General features: G+C 47.1%; 15 protein-coding genes, 1 tRNA gene and 1 riboswitch. Of the genes, 5 read left to right on the forward strand and 11 right to left on the reverse strand.

From position 1 onward, the window contains the following. Positions 1–218: 218 nt before the first annotated feature. The 4 genes from mnmH to CLV25_RS03755 all read right to left on the reverse strand — a co-directional run bounded on the left by mnmH (position 219) and on the right by CLV25_RS03755 (position 5,759). Positions 219–1,241 (reverse strand): tRNA 2-selenouridine(34) synthase MnmH, encoded by a 1,023-nt coding sequence (gene mnmH / locus CLV25_RS03740; RefSeq protein WP_131838299.1) that lies wholly within the window; start codon positions 1,239–1,241, stop codon positions 219–221. 63 nt (positions 1,242–1,304) lie between these two features. Next, the gene (locus CLV25_RS03745) at positions 1,305–2,069 is read right to left on the reverse strand and encodes a TIGR00266 family protein (RefSeq protein ID WP_131838300.1); all 765 of its coding nucleotides are present in this window, start codon (positions 2,067–2,069) and stop codon (positions 1,305–1,307) included. Positions 2,070–2,171: 102 nt separating this feature from the next. Then, on the reverse strand, positions 2,172–3,125 hold the full coding sequence (gene rsgA / locus CLV25_RS03750; protein ID WP_131838301.1) for a ribosome small subunit-dependent GTPase A: 954 nt from the start codon (positions 3,123–3,125) through the stop codon (positions 2,172–2,174). 54 nt (positions 3,126–3,179) lie between these two features. Further along, positions 3,180–5,759, reverse strand: coding sequence for an AsmA-like C-terminal region-containing protein (locus tag CLV25_RS03755; protein ID WP_131838302.1), 2,580 nt, complete (start codon positions 5,757–5,759; stop codon positions 3,180–3,182). 171 nt (positions 5,760–5,930) lie between these two features. Here CLV25_RS03755 and CLV25_RS03760 point away from each other — a divergent pair, with 171 nt between their 5' ends. The 5 genes from CLV25_RS03760 to CLV25_RS03780 all read left to right on the forward strand — a co-directional run bounded on the left by CLV25_RS03760 (position 5,931) and on the right by CLV25_RS03780 (position 10,947). Beyond that, positions 5,931–6,479, forward strand: a complete 549-nt coding sequence (locus CLV25_RS03760; protein ID WP_165876975.1) for a rhomboid family intramembrane serine protease — start codon at positions 5,931–5,933, stop codon at positions 6,477–6,479. A gap of 88 nt (positions 6,480–6,567) precedes the next feature. Then, entirely contained in the window at positions 6,568–6,951 is a 384-nt protein-coding gene (locus CLV25_RS03765; RefSeq protein ID WP_207895583.1) for a bactofilin family protein, read from the forward strand. A 146-nt stretch (positions 6,952–7,097) separates the two neighbouring features. Continuing rightward, positions 7,098–8,072 (forward strand): polyprenyl synthetase family protein, encoded by a 975-nt coding sequence (locus CLV25_RS03770; protein ID WP_131838304.1) that lies wholly within the window; start codon positions 7,098–7,100, stop codon positions 8,070–8,072. Between the two features lie 666 nt (positions 8,073–8,738). Next, positions 8,739–9,716: a polyprenyl synthetase family protein gene (locus CLV25_RS03775; protein ID WP_131838305.1), complete on the forward strand. Its 978-nt coding sequence runs from the start codon at positions 8,739–8,741 to the stop codon at positions 9,714–9,716. Between the two features lie 73 nt (positions 9,717–9,789). Further along, positions 9,790–10,947, forward strand: a complete 1,158-nt coding sequence (locus CLV25_RS03780; protein WP_131838306.1) for a DNA cytosine methyltransferase — start codon at positions 9,790–9,792, stop codon at positions 10,945–10,947. An 18-nt stretch (positions 10,948–10,965) separates the two neighbouring features. On the opposite strand, the gene CLV25_RS03785 is transcribed toward CLV25_RS03780, so the two are convergent. The 7 genes from CLV25_RS03785 to typA all read right to left on the reverse strand — a co-directional run bounded on the left by CLV25_RS03785 (position 10,966) and on the right by typA (position 16,943). Continuing rightward, entirely contained in the window at positions 10,966–11,487 is a 522-nt protein-coding gene (locus CLV25_RS03785) for an Lrp/AsnC family transcriptional regulator (protein ID WP_131838307.1), read from the reverse strand. A gap of 587 nt (positions 11,488–12,074) precedes the next feature. After that, positions 12,075–12,146 (reverse strand) — tRNA-Arg (locus tag CLV25_RS03790). A gap of 48 nt (positions 12,147–12,194) precedes the next feature. After that, positions 12,195–13,205, reverse strand: coding sequence for a beta-ketoacyl-ACP synthase III (locus CLV25_RS03795; RefSeq protein ID WP_131838308.1), 1,011 nt, complete (start codon positions 13,203–13,205; stop codon positions 12,195–12,197). An 83-nt stretch (positions 13,206–13,288) separates the two neighbouring features. After that, a complete protein-coding gene (gene plsX / locus CLV25_RS03800) occupies positions 13,289–14,224 on the reverse strand; it encodes a phosphate acyltransferase PlsX (RefSeq protein ID WP_131838309.1) in 936 nt (311 codons plus the stop codon). A gap of 34 nt (positions 14,225–14,258) precedes the next feature. Beyond that, on the reverse strand, positions 14,259–14,444 hold the full coding sequence (gene rpmF / locus CLV25_RS03805; protein ID WP_081981553.1) for a 50S ribosomal protein L32: 186 nt from the start codon (positions 14,442–14,444) through the stop codon (positions 14,259–14,261). A 59-nt stretch (positions 14,445–14,503) separates the two neighbouring features. Next, complete coding sequence (locus CLV25_RS03810; RefSeq protein WP_131838310.1) at positions 14,504–15,040, reverse strand: YceD family protein; 537 nt, start codon at positions 15,038–15,040, stop codon at positions 14,504–14,506. 106 nt (positions 15,041–15,146) lie between these two features. Then, entirely contained in the window at positions 15,147–16,943 is a 1,797-nt protein-coding gene (gene typA / locus CLV25_RS03815) for a translational GTPase TypA (protein WP_131838311.1), read from the reverse strand. Between the two features lie 115 nt (positions 16,944–17,058). Further along, positions 17,059–17,253: riboswitch (cobalamin riboswitch) on the forward strand. The last annotated feature ends 143 nt before the right edge of the window (positions 17,254–17,396 follow it).

Below are 17,396 nucleotides of genomic sequence, written 5' to 3' on the forward strand. Positions count from 1 at the left end.
AGCTGCAGCAGCCCAATCCCTATGGGGATAAGCTTGCCGCAGAGCTGCAGCGGCCCAATCCCTATGGGTATAAGCTTGCCGCAGAGCTGCAGCAGCCCAATCCCTATGGGTATAAGCTTGCCGCAGAGCTGCAGCAGCCCAATCCCTATGGGTATAAGCTTGCCGCAGAATTGCAGCGGCCCAATCCCTATGGTCTTTTTTTGTTGGCTAGCGGCTGGCTACTCCATCCGCAGGAGCTCGGCGGCGGCTTGGGCGGGGTTGTCGTAGTCGAGGACGATGTCGATGAGGGCCTCGGGCGGGCGCTTCTGGTTTTGGATGAGGTAGGCCTTGTCGTAGTAGGCGAGGGTGAGGTCGGCGATGCGGGCGTAGTCGCTCTGGGCAAGGGCCTCCACGCACACCTTGTAGGTGTCGAGGCCCAGGCGGCGCTCGATCTTGTCGAGGGCCTGGCGGATGACCTCGCTGCCGAAGCCGGCGTAGTCGGCCACCAGGCGCTTAACGCGGAGCTCCTTGGGGATGCTGATGCGGTAGACGCTGGCGGCGCGCATCTTGGTAAAGAGCTCGTCGCAGATGGCCACGCGGCCGATGTTCTTGCTCTCGTCCTCGATCCAGATGGGCCTACCGAAGTCGAAGGTTCTCCACTCGTCGAAGAGCCGGTTCTCGAACATCTCGGCAAAGGGCTGGGGCTCCTGCCCGATGGCGCCGAAGGCCGATCCCTTGTGGTTGGCGTAGCCCTCGAGGTCGAGCACCTGCGCGCCCTGCCGCTTCATCTCCAGCAGGATGTCGGTTTTGCCGCTGCCGGTGTTGCCGCCCAGGATGCGGATGTCGGCCTGCTGGCTGCCGAGCTGCTCGCGGAGGTAGGTGCGGTAGGCCTTGTAGCCGCCGCGGAGCAGGTACACCTTAAAGCCGGCGGTTTCGAGCAGCCAGGCCACGCTGGCGCTGCGCATGCCGCCCCGCCAGCAGTGCACGGCAATCTCGCCTTGGGCGTTTACCTTTTTGCGGCCAAAGCGCACCATGTCGGCCAGCTTGGGGCCTACGAATTCGAGGCCGGCCAGCACCGCCAGGTCCTTGCCCTGCCGGGTGTACTTGGTGCCCACCACGGCGCGCTCCTCGTCGGTGAACAGGGGCATGCTTAGCGCCCCCGGGATGTGGCCTTTGGCGTACTCCTGGGGCGATCGAACGTCGAGAATGGCGGTATTGGGGCGCAGCTCCAAAAACTTGTCTGGGCTTAGGGTTGTTGGCATGGCGGCTTTGCTGATTTTCGGAGGGCAAAGGTATAAAAAAGGAGGCTAACGCCTCCCTTTTGCCTACTCTTCGTAGAACTTGCCGAGGATTTTACCCTCGTTTAGGTGCAGCTGGTGGATGCAGGTGGTGATGGTTTGGATCATCTTTTTGATGGGGTGCGACTGCATCCATACCTTACCGCTGCCGCTTAGCGTTGCCAGGGTGGCGCCGCTGTTGCCCAGCACCATAGTTTTTAGGCGGTCGTTGGCATCAACCGATAGGCTAATGCCGGGCTGAAAGGCTACAATGCTGCTGGTTTCGGCATGGATGGTTTCGTTGTGGAGCTCGCGCTCGATCAGCAGGCCACCTATGGAAACGTACACTTCGCCCTCGCCGCTGATCTTCTCGAGCGGCATGGTGTCGTTCTTGGCCGCTGCGCCCGTTCTGTTGAACAGGTAGGGCTGCAGCTTAAGGCCCTTAGGCCCGCATATAAAGGCGTTGCGCTGTATCACGATCTCGTGGTTGAACGATGCCAGGTCGATCAGGTGGATGCTGCCCACGTAGGGGGTAGAGAACGATATCTTCCGGCTTCCCCTGCCGTAGTTGGTAAAGTAGGTAAGGAAGAGCGTTTCGCAGGGTAGCGGTCTCGAACCGGAGGGGAATAGCTTGCCCATGATGCCCGGATTGGGCTCGGTGCCATCGCCAAGGCAGGTCTCGTACGATATGCCCTCCTCCATGAAGATCATGGCGCCGGCTTCGGCAATAATGGTTTCGCCTGGACTAAGGGTTACATCGAGGGTTTGGTAGCTTCCCCCCGTAATTTGGTAGCTAACTGGTTGCGGAATCATCGCGTGCTGATGTTAGATTTTGGTGACACAACTTAAATTTTAAGTTGGTTAACACAGCACGTCGGCGATTGTTTACTTAGGTGCAAAAAAGTTTTGGATCCGCTAAAACTTTGTGCGGTATTTTTCGTCCTCGTCCTCAAGTATTTTAAGGTAGCTCTCGTAGCGCGATAGGGCAATCTGCTCGTTGGTTACGGCCTCCTTTACGGCGCAGCCCGGCTCGTGCGTATGGGTGCAGTTGTAGAACTTGCAGCCTTCGGAGTACCTAAATATATCCTTAAAGAAGTGGAAGAGCTCGTCCTTCTTCACGTCGATAATGCCGAACCCCTTAATTCCGGGGGTGTCGATAACGTACCCGTTGCTGCCAAAGGGGAACATCTCCGAGAAGGTGGTGGTGTGGGTGCCCTTGTGGTGGTAGTCCGATATCTTGCCGGTTCTCAGCTCGAGGTTGATGTCGAGGGCATTCAGCAGGGTCGACTTGCCGACACCCGAGTTGCCCGAGAACACGCTCACCTTGCCCTCTAGACGGCTGCGGAGCGCGTCGAGGTTGGTACCTTCGGTGGCCGAAACCTCCATTACCTCGTATCCCGCAAGGGCGTAGTCCATCTTAAAGAGCTCGAGCTCCACCTTGGCATCGATGTCGTAAAGGTCTATCTTGTTTACAACGATGGTGGCTGGCACCTTGTAGGCCTCGGCGGCAACCAAAAATCGGTCCACAAACTCGCGGCTGGTCTTAGGCAAATCGATGGTAACCACCAGGAACACCTGGTCGATGTTGGCGGCAATGATGTGCGCCTCCTTCGAAAGGTTCGTCGAGCGGCGGATGATGTAGTTCCTGCGCTCATGGATTTTGGAGATGACGCCAATCTCGTCCTCGTCCGAGAAGTCGACCTTTACGTAGTCGCCTACCACGATAGGGTTGGTGGTTTTCACATCCTTCAGGCGGATTTTACCGCGTATCTTGCACTCCAGCTTCTCGCCCGTTTCGCGGTTTACCACCGTGTACCAGCTGCCGGTTGCCTTAACCACGAGTCCTATAAATTCTTTCGATTGTGCCATGACCATTATTTTGTCCAAATTTAGGAATAAAGATCGGGAATGGGGCCTATGCGGCTACTCGTCCCATTCCACCTTAAACTTTGTCTTCTTCTCCTCCTTTTTGGGCTCTTTTCTTTCGTTTTTTACCTGTGCGGTGGGTTGCTGCCCTGTTGCTTTACGCTGCGTAGACACCTCTTCGCCATCCCACTGCAGCTTAAAGCTTTTTGGTGGAGCGCTGGGCTTTGGCTCTTCCACCTTTTTGGGCGTTCCGTTTATAGGGGCCAATTCGGGGAGGTGCCAGCTTTTTCCGCTCCAATCGTAGCTCACTTTCGAAGTTTTACTGTTGCCCTCTATTTTGAAGTAGAGCAGAGTATTGTCTTCGAACTCTTGTTGAGAAATCTGCTTCCTTAATCCAGATCGGGCCTTTTTGAACAGAACATCCTTCAGCGCCAGCTTCACCCTATAGCTGTAGTCGCCATCAAAGCTGTGCGTGCCAATAAGGCCGAGGTTAATTGCCGTAGAGGCAATGTACATGGCAGGGATGTTAACCATTCCGTTTTTAATGGTTATCTGGTTCTTAAGGTTCGCAAATCGAATATTCTCCAGCTCTTTCAGGTCGATATACTTCGAGAGCTTGTATGCAGGCTCGAATTTGATCAGCTGCCCGTTGCTTATGGTGATGTTGGATACACAATCAATTGATTTGATGTCGAGCTTTCCGTTTTGGAAGTGCTGACCCCTAAAGGCGATATCGCCGCTTGCTGTTCCTCTTATGTTCTGGTTGGTTAGCGTCTTTTGCCCAAAATTGTTGAATGAAGAGAATAGCGACTCAATGCTAATGCTGTCTACCTGAGCGTATAGATCTACGTCAATTTTGTTTTTTAGGTTTGGCTCAATTTTGCCCACCATGTTGACTTTTCCTCCAAAGGCATTAGCGTTAAGGTGCGAGAAGGCAATTGTAGATCCCTCTTTCTGTATTATTGCTTCGAGGTTGTTCATTCGTACCCCCCTCAGAATTGCAGATTTTGATTTTACGTTTAAGGTTAGGTTAGCAAGATTAAGCTCCTTTTTAATAGTGCTTTTATTTTTTTTGAAGTTGAGCGAAAGCAGGTTGTCGAAGTTGATATCCTTTGTGTTGGCGGTAATGTCTACGTTGAATGGTTTTTCTAGCATTAATCCATCGTAGAGGTCGCTAACCGTTGCAGATATCTCCCCATTTATTGAGTTAGATATAAAGCTTATGTTAGCCTTTGTAATTGTCGGAATAAAAGATATTTCTCCTTTAAGAATATTGTATCTATTCCCATTAATAGGGAAGCTTACTTCGCTAAGCTTAAAGTTGCCATTGTTAACAAGTCGGACGAGCTTAAGCACCGAAAGCGAGTCAAAGTCTACAATTCCGTTTGCCGTGATATTACCTATTACCGTTCCATCAATTTGTTTTGTAGAATCTATGTGGTAAGCTTCGTTTAATTGACTGATAAATAAGTTAAAATTAGAAGACAAGCTAATTAGAGGTTTATTGAAATTGGTAAGCGTGAACTTCCCTTCAAAATCTCCAAAATTGGTGTTCACCTTGTACGAATCTAGAGTTATAAACGCTTTGTTGATATCTCCCTTCCCATTAGAAAAAGAGCCTTTCATGTTTACAGAAGCAATGCTTTTGTCTGTGAGCAGCTCGCTTTTCCCACCACGTACGTCAAATTCTCCATAAACAAAAGGATGATGCTTGTTATTCCAAAATCCTACTGCTTTTGCGCTTATGTTTACTTTTCCTTCAAAATTTATCTTTTCGAGGTTCTGGCTGACTTTAGGAATAAGCTCGTTCATTTCTTTAAGCACCAAATCTGTTCCGCTAATTGCCGCATCAACATAAAAGTTGTTTTCTGTCGAAAAACCACCGTCTACCGTTAGCTTATTACTCTTATAGGTAACTATAAAGTCTGCAAAGTTAAATGACTTGTAGGCTGCGGACTTAATTCTTCCTGAAAATTCGAATCGTTTACTGCTTACGTAGCTAATCTTACCAATAGCAAGCTGGTTTACTATTACATCTGCCTTAGATTTTACGTCGAACGTGTTGAGGCTAAAGCGCCCATTGCTCTTAAGGTTCTTTACAGTGTTTACCAGTGCAATTTGCTTGTTGAGATTTATGAATCGGAGCTTTGTTCGCTGAATCTTAACTTCGTTAACCTTTAGAAGTATTTCCTCTTTTTTTTCGCCTTCTTTGCTTTTCTTTACTATCTGATAGTTGTTCTTTCCTCTTTTGTCAACAAGAAGGTTTAGCTCGCCATCCTTTATGGCTATTTGCTTTAGCGTGATTTTGTTGTTGATAAGATCTAAAACATTTAGCCTAATGTTAAGGGCGCGGGCTTTTAGAAGCGTGTCGGGCTTAATTATTTGTCGAAAATCTTTGCGGGCAATATCTTTTGTTGATAGTATAGATACATCGTATAAGCGGATAGATGCGTAGGGGAAGTCTTTAATAAGCGAGAAAGATGCATCTCCAATGGTGATGCGGCTGCGAATGTTCTTCCGAATATTGTCTAGTGCAGAGCTGATGATTTTATCTTGGAAAATAAAACCCATAAGCGTTAGCAAGAATACAGCACCAATAGTTGAAAAAAATACGATCTTAGCAACTCTCCTTTTCATTTTAATACTCTAAATTTCCACCTTGTTAACCAAATTACACAAGAAACTTTTCCTATGGAATGGAGGCGGTTAAAGATAGCCCTTTTTACATCTACCTACATGCTTTTGATGGTTTGGCTAGCTTTTTTTGTGCGCTATCTTTGGGGCGATAGCATGCCTAATCTTGGAATAATGCCTCGCGATTGGGCTAGTGTGGCTAACTTTCTGGTCTCGCCACTTATTCATACCGGATTAGACCATCTTTTCAACAATAGCATAGCGTTTTTTATCCTTTTTCTTACGTGCTTCTACTTTTATGGGGGTATTGCGCTTTGGGTCGTGTTAGGCGGTGTAGTCTCTGGTTTTTTTGTCTGGATTTTTGGTCGTGAGGCCTACCATGTAGGGTTGAGTGGGGTATGCTATTGCCTGGCATCGTTCCTTTTTTTTAGCGGTATAATTCGAAAGAACCTGTCGCTTATGACTATTTCGCTGCTGGTTGTTTTTCTGCAAAGCGAGATGATTTGGGGTTTGTTTCCTTCGCTAAACGAGCCGCTCAACATCTCGTGGGAAGGGCACCTTTCGGGAGGGGTCGTTGGCTTTTTTCTTGCGTTTCGTTACCGTAAGCAAGGACCCCCTAATGATTCAATGCCGGAAGAGGATGACGATGAAGAAGAAGAAGATGATGTTGAAGATAATCAATATGAACGCGATGGTAGTTTATTAGATGAAGAAAATAGATAACTACAAATAAAGCTAAAGATGTGAAGATCGACGTACAAAAAGAATGTGCATTGCTTTAAGTTATATATTTGTCCAAATCTCAAGTAAAATGAAAATTCTAGGGAACATGGCGAAGAATACAGAGGTAGAGCCAATGTCTAATAATTTGAATATTATTGGTTTTGGTTCGGAAATTAAGGGGGAAGTGAGCACTAATGGCGACATCCGTATTGATGGATCGCTCAACGGAAACATTACGGCTAAAGGAAAGATTGTTGTGGGGGAAACAGGCCGTATTGTGGGTAATGTTTTTTGCAAGCAATGCGATGTTTTTGGCTATATTGAGGGGAATGTAAACACTCAGGATATTCTATCGCTAAAGGTATCTGCCAATGTTAATGGAGATATGGTTTGCTCTAAGCTTTCTATAGAGCCAGGTGCAAAGTTTAGCGGTAAGTGCGATATGAACCAAACTCTTGGAGAGGTTCTATAAGTAGAAATATTTTTGCTAGAGGATTTTGCTCTGCATATAGCTAAAGTCCTCTAGCGCATTTATACGAATCAAGAAAATGATGTTGTTTGTCCTTGGTGCAGGGGCAAACAATTTTTATATTTAGGGATATATTCAGCTTATACTATATGTACTCATTTACCGACCTACAAGCCATTGTCGAAAAGTCGCTTGTACAGCTTCAGCTTCCAAGCGAACCCCAAAATCTTTACGATCCCATTTCGTATACGATCTCATTAGGCGGCAAGCGCATTAGACCTGTTCTATGTTTGATGTCTGCTAACCTGTTCTCCGATATTGTTGATAAAGCGGTAAAACCAGCCTTGGCCCTCGAGATCTTTCACAACTTTACCCTTATTCACGATGATATTATGGATAAGGCAGAGGTGCGAAGAGGAAAGCCTACGGTTTACCGCAAGTGGAACACCAATGTGGCTATTCTATCCGGTGATGCCGCTTGTATCCTTGCCTATAAGTACCTTGTCCAAACGAATGCCGCCATCCTTCCGGAGGTGCTCAAGGTGTTTACCACCACCGCGCTGGAGGTCTGCGATGGGCAGCAGCTCGATATGGAGTTCGAGCATCTTCCCTTCGTAACCGAGGAGGATTACCTTCGGATGATCGAGCTTAAGACCTCGGTTCTGCTGGCTGGCGCTGCAAAAATTGGGGCGCTCATCGGCGGGGCATCGATGGTTGATGCCGATCGCATCTACAACTTCGGGCGCTACCTTGGCCTGGCCTTCCAGCTGCAGGACGACCTGCTGGATACCTACGGCGATCCAAAGGTATTCGGAAAGGCCATCGGCGGTGATATTCTGGCCAACAAGAAAACCTTCCTAATGATAAACGCGCTTAAGCTTGCAGGGAAAGAGAGCCTTGCTAAGCTGCACCTGATGATGAAGGCCGCTGATGTTTTGCCCGAGGTGAAAATTGCCCAGGTGAAGCAGGTTTTCGACGAGGTTGGGGTGAGAACGATTGCCGAGGACAAAATTGCCCACTACTACGGGCTGGCCCTTGCTGAGCTGGGCAAGGTTACCGTTCGCGAGGAGCGCAAGAGCGTTCTCCTTCATTTTGCCGAAAAGCTGATGGGCCGAAACCGTTAGCCGGGGATACCCTTTTGGCTGTAAGAATCCCCAAAGGAGCGATTAGGCGTAAGATATTGGGCGAGGAGCGCAGGCGGAACGGTATAGCCTTCCGCTAAGCGCTCCTCGCTACATTTTTGCCGATAGGTAAGAGGATTCTTCCCAATACCTCGAAGGTGCTCCTGCTGCCGCTTCACGAAGCTCGAACACCCGTTGGAGCCATTCGTCAGATGCCTTTAATGTATTTCCAATATACCTCGAAAGTATTTCCGATATACAATTAAAGTATATCCAATATACTATTAATGTATCTTCGATATACATTAATAGTATATAAAGTATACTATGTAAGTATTCCAGATATACATTAAAAGTATTATCAATATAGCTGTAATGTATATCTAATATACCTCGAAAGTATTTCTGATATACTATTAATGTATATCCAATATACTTTGAATGTATTTCTGATATACCTTTTGCCTAGCTAGAGGATTTCTTAGATGCTGCAGAGCGGGTGGTGTAGGCTATTTTCTGGGGGCTACGTAGCCAATTCCGGCCTCCAAAGATTGCTTGGGTTGATGGTAAAGTATCCCTTTATTTCCTTGCCTGCTTACATTTTGCCCGTAAATATTCATCGGTTGCGGCATAATTTGCTTTCTTTGTGAGTTAAAATCGTTGAATTGCATGTCCGCATCATCAAAAATTATAAAGGCGCCTGTTTTAGAGGAGATGGCATCGTTCGAAGGGTACTTCAAGAATGCGATGGCCTCGAAGATCCCATTTCTGCAGACGATCGTAAACTACATCCTTCGCCGAAAGGGCAAGCAGCTGCGTCCAACCATTGTATTTCTTACCGCTAAGCTCAACGGAGCTGTTACCGAGAAAACCTACGTGGCCGCTTCGATGATTGAGATGCTGCATACGGCCACGCTTATTCACGACGATGTGGTGGATGAGGCCTACGAGCGGCGAGGGGCGCTATCCATCAACGCCATGTGGCGCTCCAAGATTGCGGTGCTCCTTGGCGACTACCTCTTGGCGCGTGGCCTACAGCTTTCGGTGGATTCCAGCTCGTTCGACTTGCTCCGCATCATGTCGGAGGCCGTTAAGGAGATGAGCGAGGGCGAGCTGCTACAAATCGAGAAGGCCCGCAAGCTCGACATCACCGAGGAGGTGTACTTCGATATTATCCGCAAGAAAACAGCTACGCTGATTGCATCCTGCGCGGCAAACGGGGCACAGTCGGTTGGGGCCGAACCCGAGGTTGTACAGCGGATGAGGCTGTATGGCGAGTATATCGGTGTTGCTTTCCAGCTGAAGGATGATCTGTTCGACTACCAGCATACCAACCTTGTCGGTAAGCCTACGGGTAACGATATCAAGGAAAAAAAGATGACGCTTCCGCTGATCTATGCGCTCCACCATTCATCCAAGGATGAGCGTAAGCGCGTGCTTAAGCTGGTTCGTGGAGCCCGATCGAAGCCCAAAAATGTAGGAGAAGTTGTCGACTTTGTTACGGCAAGTGGCGGTATTGCCTACACCGAAAAGCTTATGCACGACTATCGTGATAAGGCCATAGCCATACTTGCAGCCTATCCCGAAAGTGAGGTTAAGGCTGCACTGGTTGAGCTGGCACACTATACCACGCAGCGGAACAAGTAGCTTTCCGTTTTTCACCCTAAAGATGGGTAATTCCTAGCTTTTTAGGGTAATTAGTTCTACCTTCGTACATGTTATGAGCGATTTTAAGTTTATAGATCTATTTTGTGGAATTGGGGGATTCCATTCAGCAATGAGCCAGCTAGGTGGCGAGTGCGTATTTGCTGCCGATATCGATGCTGACTGCCGTAAGGTATACGAGAATAACTATGGATTGGCGCCGCACAGCGATGTTAGCGCGGTGGATGCCGCCGATATACCCCAGCACGATGTCCTCTGTGCCGGCTTTCCCTGTCAGGCATTCTCTAAAGCTGGTAAGCAAGCTGGGATGAACGACCCTCGCGGTACTCTTTTCTTCGATATTGTTCGGATTGCCAAGCATCATAAGCCAAGCTACATGCTGCTCGAAAACGTCCGTAACCTTGTTGGACACGACAACGGCAACACCTGGCGCGTAATAAAGGCGAACCTCGATGAGCTAGGGTACGAATTCTCGCACGAGCCCATCATCTTTAGTCCGCATAACATAGGAATACCACAGTTTCGCGAGCGTGTTTTCATCCTCTGCAAGCGTAAGGATGTTAAGCGTGGTGAGGTGGAGTTTAGCGAGCCTCGTAAGCGTCCGCACTGCGATATCAGAAAAGTAGTAGACCGTTCGCTAACCGACGAACGCTATACCATTACCGACAGCGAGCGCGAGATCCTCGAAATCTGGAACGATTTTGCCAAGAACGTAAGCAAGCCACTACCCACATTCCCCGTTTGGACCGCCGAATTTGAACCTGAAAACCTAAAGGCTGATATCTCTGGCTATCCGAAGTGGAAGAAGCGGATTATCGAGCAAAATAGGGCGCTCTGGGAGCAAAATAAGCCATTCCTGAAGGATTGGTGTGCCAAGGCAAAGAAGAACAAAAATTTCACCGGAGCCAAGGCAAAATTCGAATGGCAGGTGGGCGATGCAAAGCCCGAAGTTTGGAGCCACCTCATACAGTTTCGTCCATCGGGTGTTCGCATAAAAAAGGCCACCTACTTTCCGGCACTGGTGGCTATTACGCAAACATCAATAGTGGGCGAGCTATCTCGCCGAATAACACCCAAAGAAGCGGCAGCGCTACAGTCGTTTCCTTCTAGCTTCAAGCTGCATCCTGTTGATAGGATCGCCTACAAGCAGCTTGGCAATGCGGTAAACGTAGAGGTCGTTAAGTTCTTTGCCAAGCGGCTACTTGGCAAGTAGGGGAGAAATAGGTCTAGCCTATTCGTTCTCCTCCTTTGCCGCAGTACCCTTTTTGCTAGTCTTGGCAGTCTTCTTATCCTTTACGTAAACCTGACGTTCGAATGCTTGGTCTAACGAAATAAGGGTTTCAGTACGTGCCACGCCAGGAATCTTTTGTACCGTATTAACCAGCACATCTAAAAGGTGGTCGTTGTCGCGGCAGTAAATCTTTAGCAGCACGGCGTAATCTCCGGTAACAAAGTGGCATTCCACAACTTCAGGTATTCGCTTAATAACCTCTACGGCCTCGGTGTAGTAGCTGGTTTGAATGAGCGATACTCCAACAAAGGCGCATACGTCGTAGCCAAGGGCTTTGGGTTTAACAATCAGGCGCGAACCGTCTATGATACCGGCATCTTCCATTTTTTTTACGCGCTGGTGGATTGCAGCTCCCGAAATACCGCATTCTCTTGCAATTTCCAAGAACGGCATACGGGCATTTTTAATTAGGTACGACAAGATCTTTTGGTCGATGTTGTCTAGATGAATTTTACCTGCCATAACGTTGCAATTATTACTTGTTTTGCGAATATAACTATTAATTTGAAAGATCCAAGAGTTAAAAAAAATAAATCAACTTGTAAGAGCCAGTATTGTAGCTATTTGATGGCTTATATATTGTAATCGTTTAGCTAATGCTATGAATTTGAAGCTTTATTTTTAGCGTTTGCTATTACAAACTGTAACGAAAATGCCTTATTTAATGATACTTTAAAGTGGCTATTCTTCTATTTCTTAATAATAGAATTGCAGCTTACAATTTGTAACCGATAGCGCTTTTTAAGGCGCATCAATCGCGTTATAGAACGGATGGAATCTGGCATTATGTCGTATGAAAAAGGGGAGAGTCTGAACAAAGTCCGAATACGCTCCGTTCGTATCCCGATGTCAAATTGGCATATCCCTGCGGGGAATGGTTATGCTCTTCGCTTTGGTTTCGTAAAATCGTTTACGTAGACTTGCCGATATTAGTCTTGAATAGAGGGGGAGTAAGGGTTTAGAGTGTAAAAGAGTAGGGAACTATTTGGTGTTCTTTTTATTTGGGTGTTAACAAAAAAAGTCGTCACTAAAATCAGCGACGACTTTTGTAGCTCCAACAGGACTCGAACCTGTATTTAAAGTTTAGGAAACTTCCGTTCTATCCCTTGAACTATGGAGCCATTCGGAACGCGAATGTAGTAAAAATATCGCGTTCGAGCAATGCTTTTTTACTTGCCGACCTTCTCGCCGTCGTAAGCCCACTTAAGGTAGAGTGCACCCCAAGTAAAGCCACCGCCAAAGGCCGCAAATATGATGTTGTCACCCTTCTTCAGCTGCTTCTCGTAGTCCCAAAGGCAAAGAGGAAGCGTTGCAGAGGTAGTATTTCCGTACTTTTCGATGTTGATCATTACCTTTTCGCGCTCAACGTTTGCACGGTTAGCGGTAGCGTCGATGATTCGAAGGTTGGCTTGATGGGGAACCAACCAAGCGATATCTTCGCCTTTAAGATTGTTTTTTTCCATCAACTCTAGGGTGGTGTCGGCCATGTTCGAAACAGCCCATTTGAAAACCGCTTGACCTTCTTGGTAGATGTAATGTTCGCGATTTTCTACCGTTTCGTGTGTTGCAGGATAACATGAACCGCCAGCCTTCATGTTTAAGTGTTTGCGTCCAACTCCATCAGAGCGAAGGATCGAGTCAACAACACCTAGACCTTCGTAGTTAGGTTCCAAAAGAACCGCTGCTGCACCATCTCCAAAAATTGGACAGGTAGTTCTATCAGTATAGTCAACAATAGCTGACATCTTGTCTGATCCTACTACAATTACCTTTTTGTGGCTTCCAGACTCGATAAACTTCTGTGCAACAGTTAGGGAGTATAGGAAACTCGAGCAGGCTGCGTTTACGTCAAAACCAAAGGCATTTTTAATGCCGCACTTGTCGGCAATGATGTTTGCCGTAGCAGGAAACATCATGTCGTGGGTTACGGTAGCGCAGATGATCAGATCAACATCTTCAGGATTGGTATTCGTTTTTTCAAGAAGTTGGTTAACTGCAGCTGCACCCATATCTGAGGCTCCTTTGCCTTCGCCTTTTAGGATATGGCGGGTTTTTATTCCAATCCGAGTCATTATCCACTCATCGGTGGTATCCACCATGGTACTTAACTCGTCGTTGGTGAGAATATATTCGGGAATATATCCTCCAATACCTGTTATTGCAGCCGAAATTTTCTCCATCTGACTTGTTTTAGTACCTCTCTTTAATGGGAGAGGTATAAGTTAAACAAACCTCACCCATTAGAAATGGATGAGGTTTAAATTTATTGTAAGTTTTCGCGAATGTGCTCTACAATTCCTCCGTTGGCGCAATCAATCGCCTGTTTTATCATGTTTTTGATTGCCTTTGCGTTGGAAATGCCGTGGCCGATAATTACCACGCCGTTAACACCTAGCACAGGGGTACCCCCAATGTTCTCGAAGTTGAAGCCTTCAAAGAATTCGTTTCTGATGCCTTCTTTGTGTAGCAAACCGTAAAAGCTTTCTGCTGTTTTGAGCAGTACATTTCCGGTAAAGCCATCTGTTACGATAACATCGGCTTTTCCATGAAATACATCGTGGCCTTCGATGTTGCCAATAAAGTTTATTCCGCTAGCATCCTTTAGCTGGCCGTAGGTGGCTTGGGTTAGAATGCTACCTTTTTCTTCCTCTTCGCCAATATTCAGCAAGCCAACGCGTGGGTTTTCGATTCCAAGCACGTATTGCGCGTAAACCGATCCTAGCATAGCATACTGTACGAGTACTTCAGGCTTACAGTCGGGATTTAGCCCAACATCTAAAAGGATGGCCTTTTTGTCTAGGCTAACAGGAATAGGACTTGCAATTGCAGGACGCAACAAGCCAGGAATCTGCTTGATGGTGTACATTGCGCCAACCATCATACCTCCTGTACTTCCAGCACTGGCAAAACCTTGGATTTTGTCCTCCATAAGGAGCTTAAATCCGATTGCAATGCTAGATTGTGGCTTTGAACTAAAAGCTTTTACAGGATGTTCACCCATCTCAATCACCTGGTCGGTATGTACTATGTCAAAACTAGCGATATCGGCACCCTCACGAACGAGGACTTCTTCAATCCTAGCCTTGTCGCCTATCAGCACCAAGCGAACATCTGAAAATTGCTTTTGGGCTTCGATTGCTCCTAAAACTACTGCTTCAGGAGCAAAATCGCCACCCATTGCATCAACTCCAATTTTCATACAACTTTAATTGATAAGTTTGTTTGAAAGCGGATTATGCGTTTACTTGTTTTTCTACTACAAGACGTCCTCTGTAAAAGCCGCACTCTGGACATACTCTGTGGTATTGTACAGTAGCACCGCAGTTTGAGCATGTAGAAATCGTTGGAGCTACAGCTTTGTAGTGAGTTCTACGCTTATCTCTTCTTGTCTTCGAGATTTTGTGTTTGGGATGTGCCATTTTACAACTTGTTTATCGTGTTAACTATTTTACTGTCCGGTGATTTTCTTTTTTTGCTCTTAAAGCATTTCGTCTTCTTCCTCCTCTTCCACCTCTTCCTCTTCGTTGTCCGAAGGTTCTTCGTAGAAGTTGGTTTCGATTGCCTCTAAGCGTTCCAGCATTTCTGGATTGCAGGTGCTTTTGCCATTCTCGTCCATCGGATGAATCTTCTGGTAGGGTAGGCTTAGGCAAATGCTTTCGTAGATATACCGGGCAAGATTTAACTCGCCTTCATTAGGATCGACATAGATGACATCACCTTCTTCTTCTTTAATCAAGGAAGAAAACTTTACAAACAGGCTTCCTTCGAAGCGGATATTTTGAGAATATTCTTCTAAGCAGCGATCGCACGTAACCATGACATTCCCTTCAATATCGAAATCGAGTTCGATAAAGGAACTTGCTTTTTTTGCATGCACTAGAACGTTGACATCTCCTTTTTGTATCTCCGAATCCTCGAAGCATTTAAAGAACTTGTCGTTAACGTCGTAGCTTACTTCATGCTCTCCTAAGGCCAAGCCCTTAACGGGAATCGTATAGCAGTTTAGATAGCTCACTTGTAAAAAATATCGCGCAAAGGTAGAAATTAATCTCGTATTTAAAAATAGTAAACAGCTTTAAGCCAGCCGATGTTGTCTCGGATGGCTTAAATACAGCTTCTTACTATCTTGAATTGCGCTTCCGTTGGTTTTCGTCGAGGAATATCTTACGGAGACGCATTGAGTTTGGTGTAATTTCCACGTACTCATCTTCTTGTATGTACTCTAGGGCTTCTTCTAGGCTAAATACGATTGGAGGAGCAATGGCGGTTTTCTCGTCGGAACCGCTGGCGCGCATGTTGGTTAGCTTCTTCGATTTGGTGACGTTGATAACCAAGTCGCCAGCACGGGTATGTTCTCCAATTACCTGTCCAGCGTAAACGTCCTCGCCAGGTGCGATGAAGAACTTGCCTCTGTCCTGAAGTTTATTGATGGAGTATGCGTAGGCGTTGCCGGTTTCCATTGCGATGAGCGAACCGTTGATGCGCATTTCGATGTCGCCCTTGTAGGGTTCGAATCCTTTTACGCGGTGGGCAACGATAGCCTCGCCTTGGGTTGCGGTAAGCAGGTTGCTACGTAAACCAATAATACCACGCGATGGAATTTCGAATTCGAGGTGTGAGCGGTCGCCGCGTTGTTCCATGTTCATCATTACACCCTTACGCTTGGTAACAAGCTCGATGGCTTTACCTGCTACTTCTTCGGGAAGGTCGATGGTTAGGAACTCGATTGGTTCGCATTTCTTGCCGTTAACTTCTTTGAAGATAACTTTTGGCTGACCAACCTGAAGCTCGTAACCTTCGCGGCGCATGGTTTCGATAAGCACGCTGATGTGGAGTACACCACGTCCAAACACAATAAATGAGTCGGCCGTTTCGCCACTCTCTACGCGAAGGGCAAGGTTCTTTTCAAGCTCCTTCTCAAGGCGTTCCTTAAGGTGGCGCGAGGTTACGAATTTACCATCTTTGCCAAAGAATGGCGAGTCGTTGATGGTGAAGAGCATGCTCATGGTTGGCTCGTCGATGGCGATCGGCTCCAGAGGCTCTGGGTTTTCGTAGTCGCAGATGGTGTCGCCGATTTCGAATCCTTCGATTCCTACTAGGGCGCAGATTTCACCTGCTTGTACTTCTTCTACCTTTGCCTTGCCAAGTCCTTCGAAAACCATAAGGTCTTTAATGCGGGTTTTTACCTGGCTGCCATCGCGCTTCGAAAGAATAACTGGCATGTTTGCCTTAAGCGTTCCGCGGTGTAGTCGGCCAATGGCAATACGGCCTACGTACGACGAGTACTCCAGCGAGGTAATAAGCATTTGGGGAGTTCCCTCGTGCGCCTCGGGTGCTGGAATGTTTTCGATGATGCAGTCGAGCAGCGCAGTGATGTCGGTAGTTGGGTTTTGCCAATCGGTAGACATCCAGCCCTGCTTTGCGCTACCGTAAATGGTAGGGAAGTCGAGCTGCTCTTCGGTAGCATCGAGGTGGAACATTAGGTCGAATACCTCTTCGTGCACCTCATCGGGGCGGCAGTTAGGCTTGTCTACCTTATTTACTACTACAATAGGCTTCTTACCCAGCGCTAGCGCCTTTTGGAGCACGAAGCGGGTTTGGGGCATGGTGCCTTCGAATGCGTCAACCAGCAGAAGAACACCATCGGCCATGTTAAGCACGCGCTCAACCTCGCCACCGAAGTCGGCGTGGCCTGGGGTATCAATAATGTTGATCTTAAATCCTTTGTACTGAACAGATACGTTCTTTGCAAGAATGGTAATACCGCGTTCGCGTTCTAGATCGTTGTTGTCGAGAATAAGCTCTCCTGCCTTGTCGGAATCTCTAAAGAGCTTACCCTGAAGGATCATCTTATCCACGAGCGTAGTCTTACCATGGTCTACGTGGGCGATGATCGCAATGTTCCTAATATGTTCCATCGAATGAAATTTGGACTGCAAATGTAAACATTAATTGCAGTCCCGATAAGTTGTTAAAAATCATATTACTAAAAATTAGCTTAGGAAAAAGGAGGGTTCTTTTGGCAAAAAATATACCTTTGGAGGTGTCGATGGTTTTGCACGAAACAATGCGTTTCAGCAAATTAAAAGGGAATCAGGTGTGACTCCTGAACAGTTCCCGCTGCTGTAATTTCGGAGAAGAGTCGAGGCAATCAGAGCCACTGTGCGAACGGGAAGGCGCCTACGATGCGAGAAAGTCAGAAGACCTGCCAGTCGATGTTCGATTTAAAGCTTTCGGGTAAAAAGCGAGGGTCCTTCCACACTCCTCATTCATTCCCCCGAACAAAAAGAAAAGCGAGGTAGTGCTTCCTGCCATAACAATGTTGCACTACTTCGCTATTTTTGTATCACGATCACGTATTATCACTAGAA

The sequence above is a fragment of the Acetobacteroides hydrogenigenes genome (assembly GCF_004340205.1).
Classification (GTDB): domain Bacteria; phylum Bacteroidota; class Bacteroidia; order Bacteroidales; family ZOR0009; genus Acetobacteroides; species Acetobacteroides hydrogenigenes.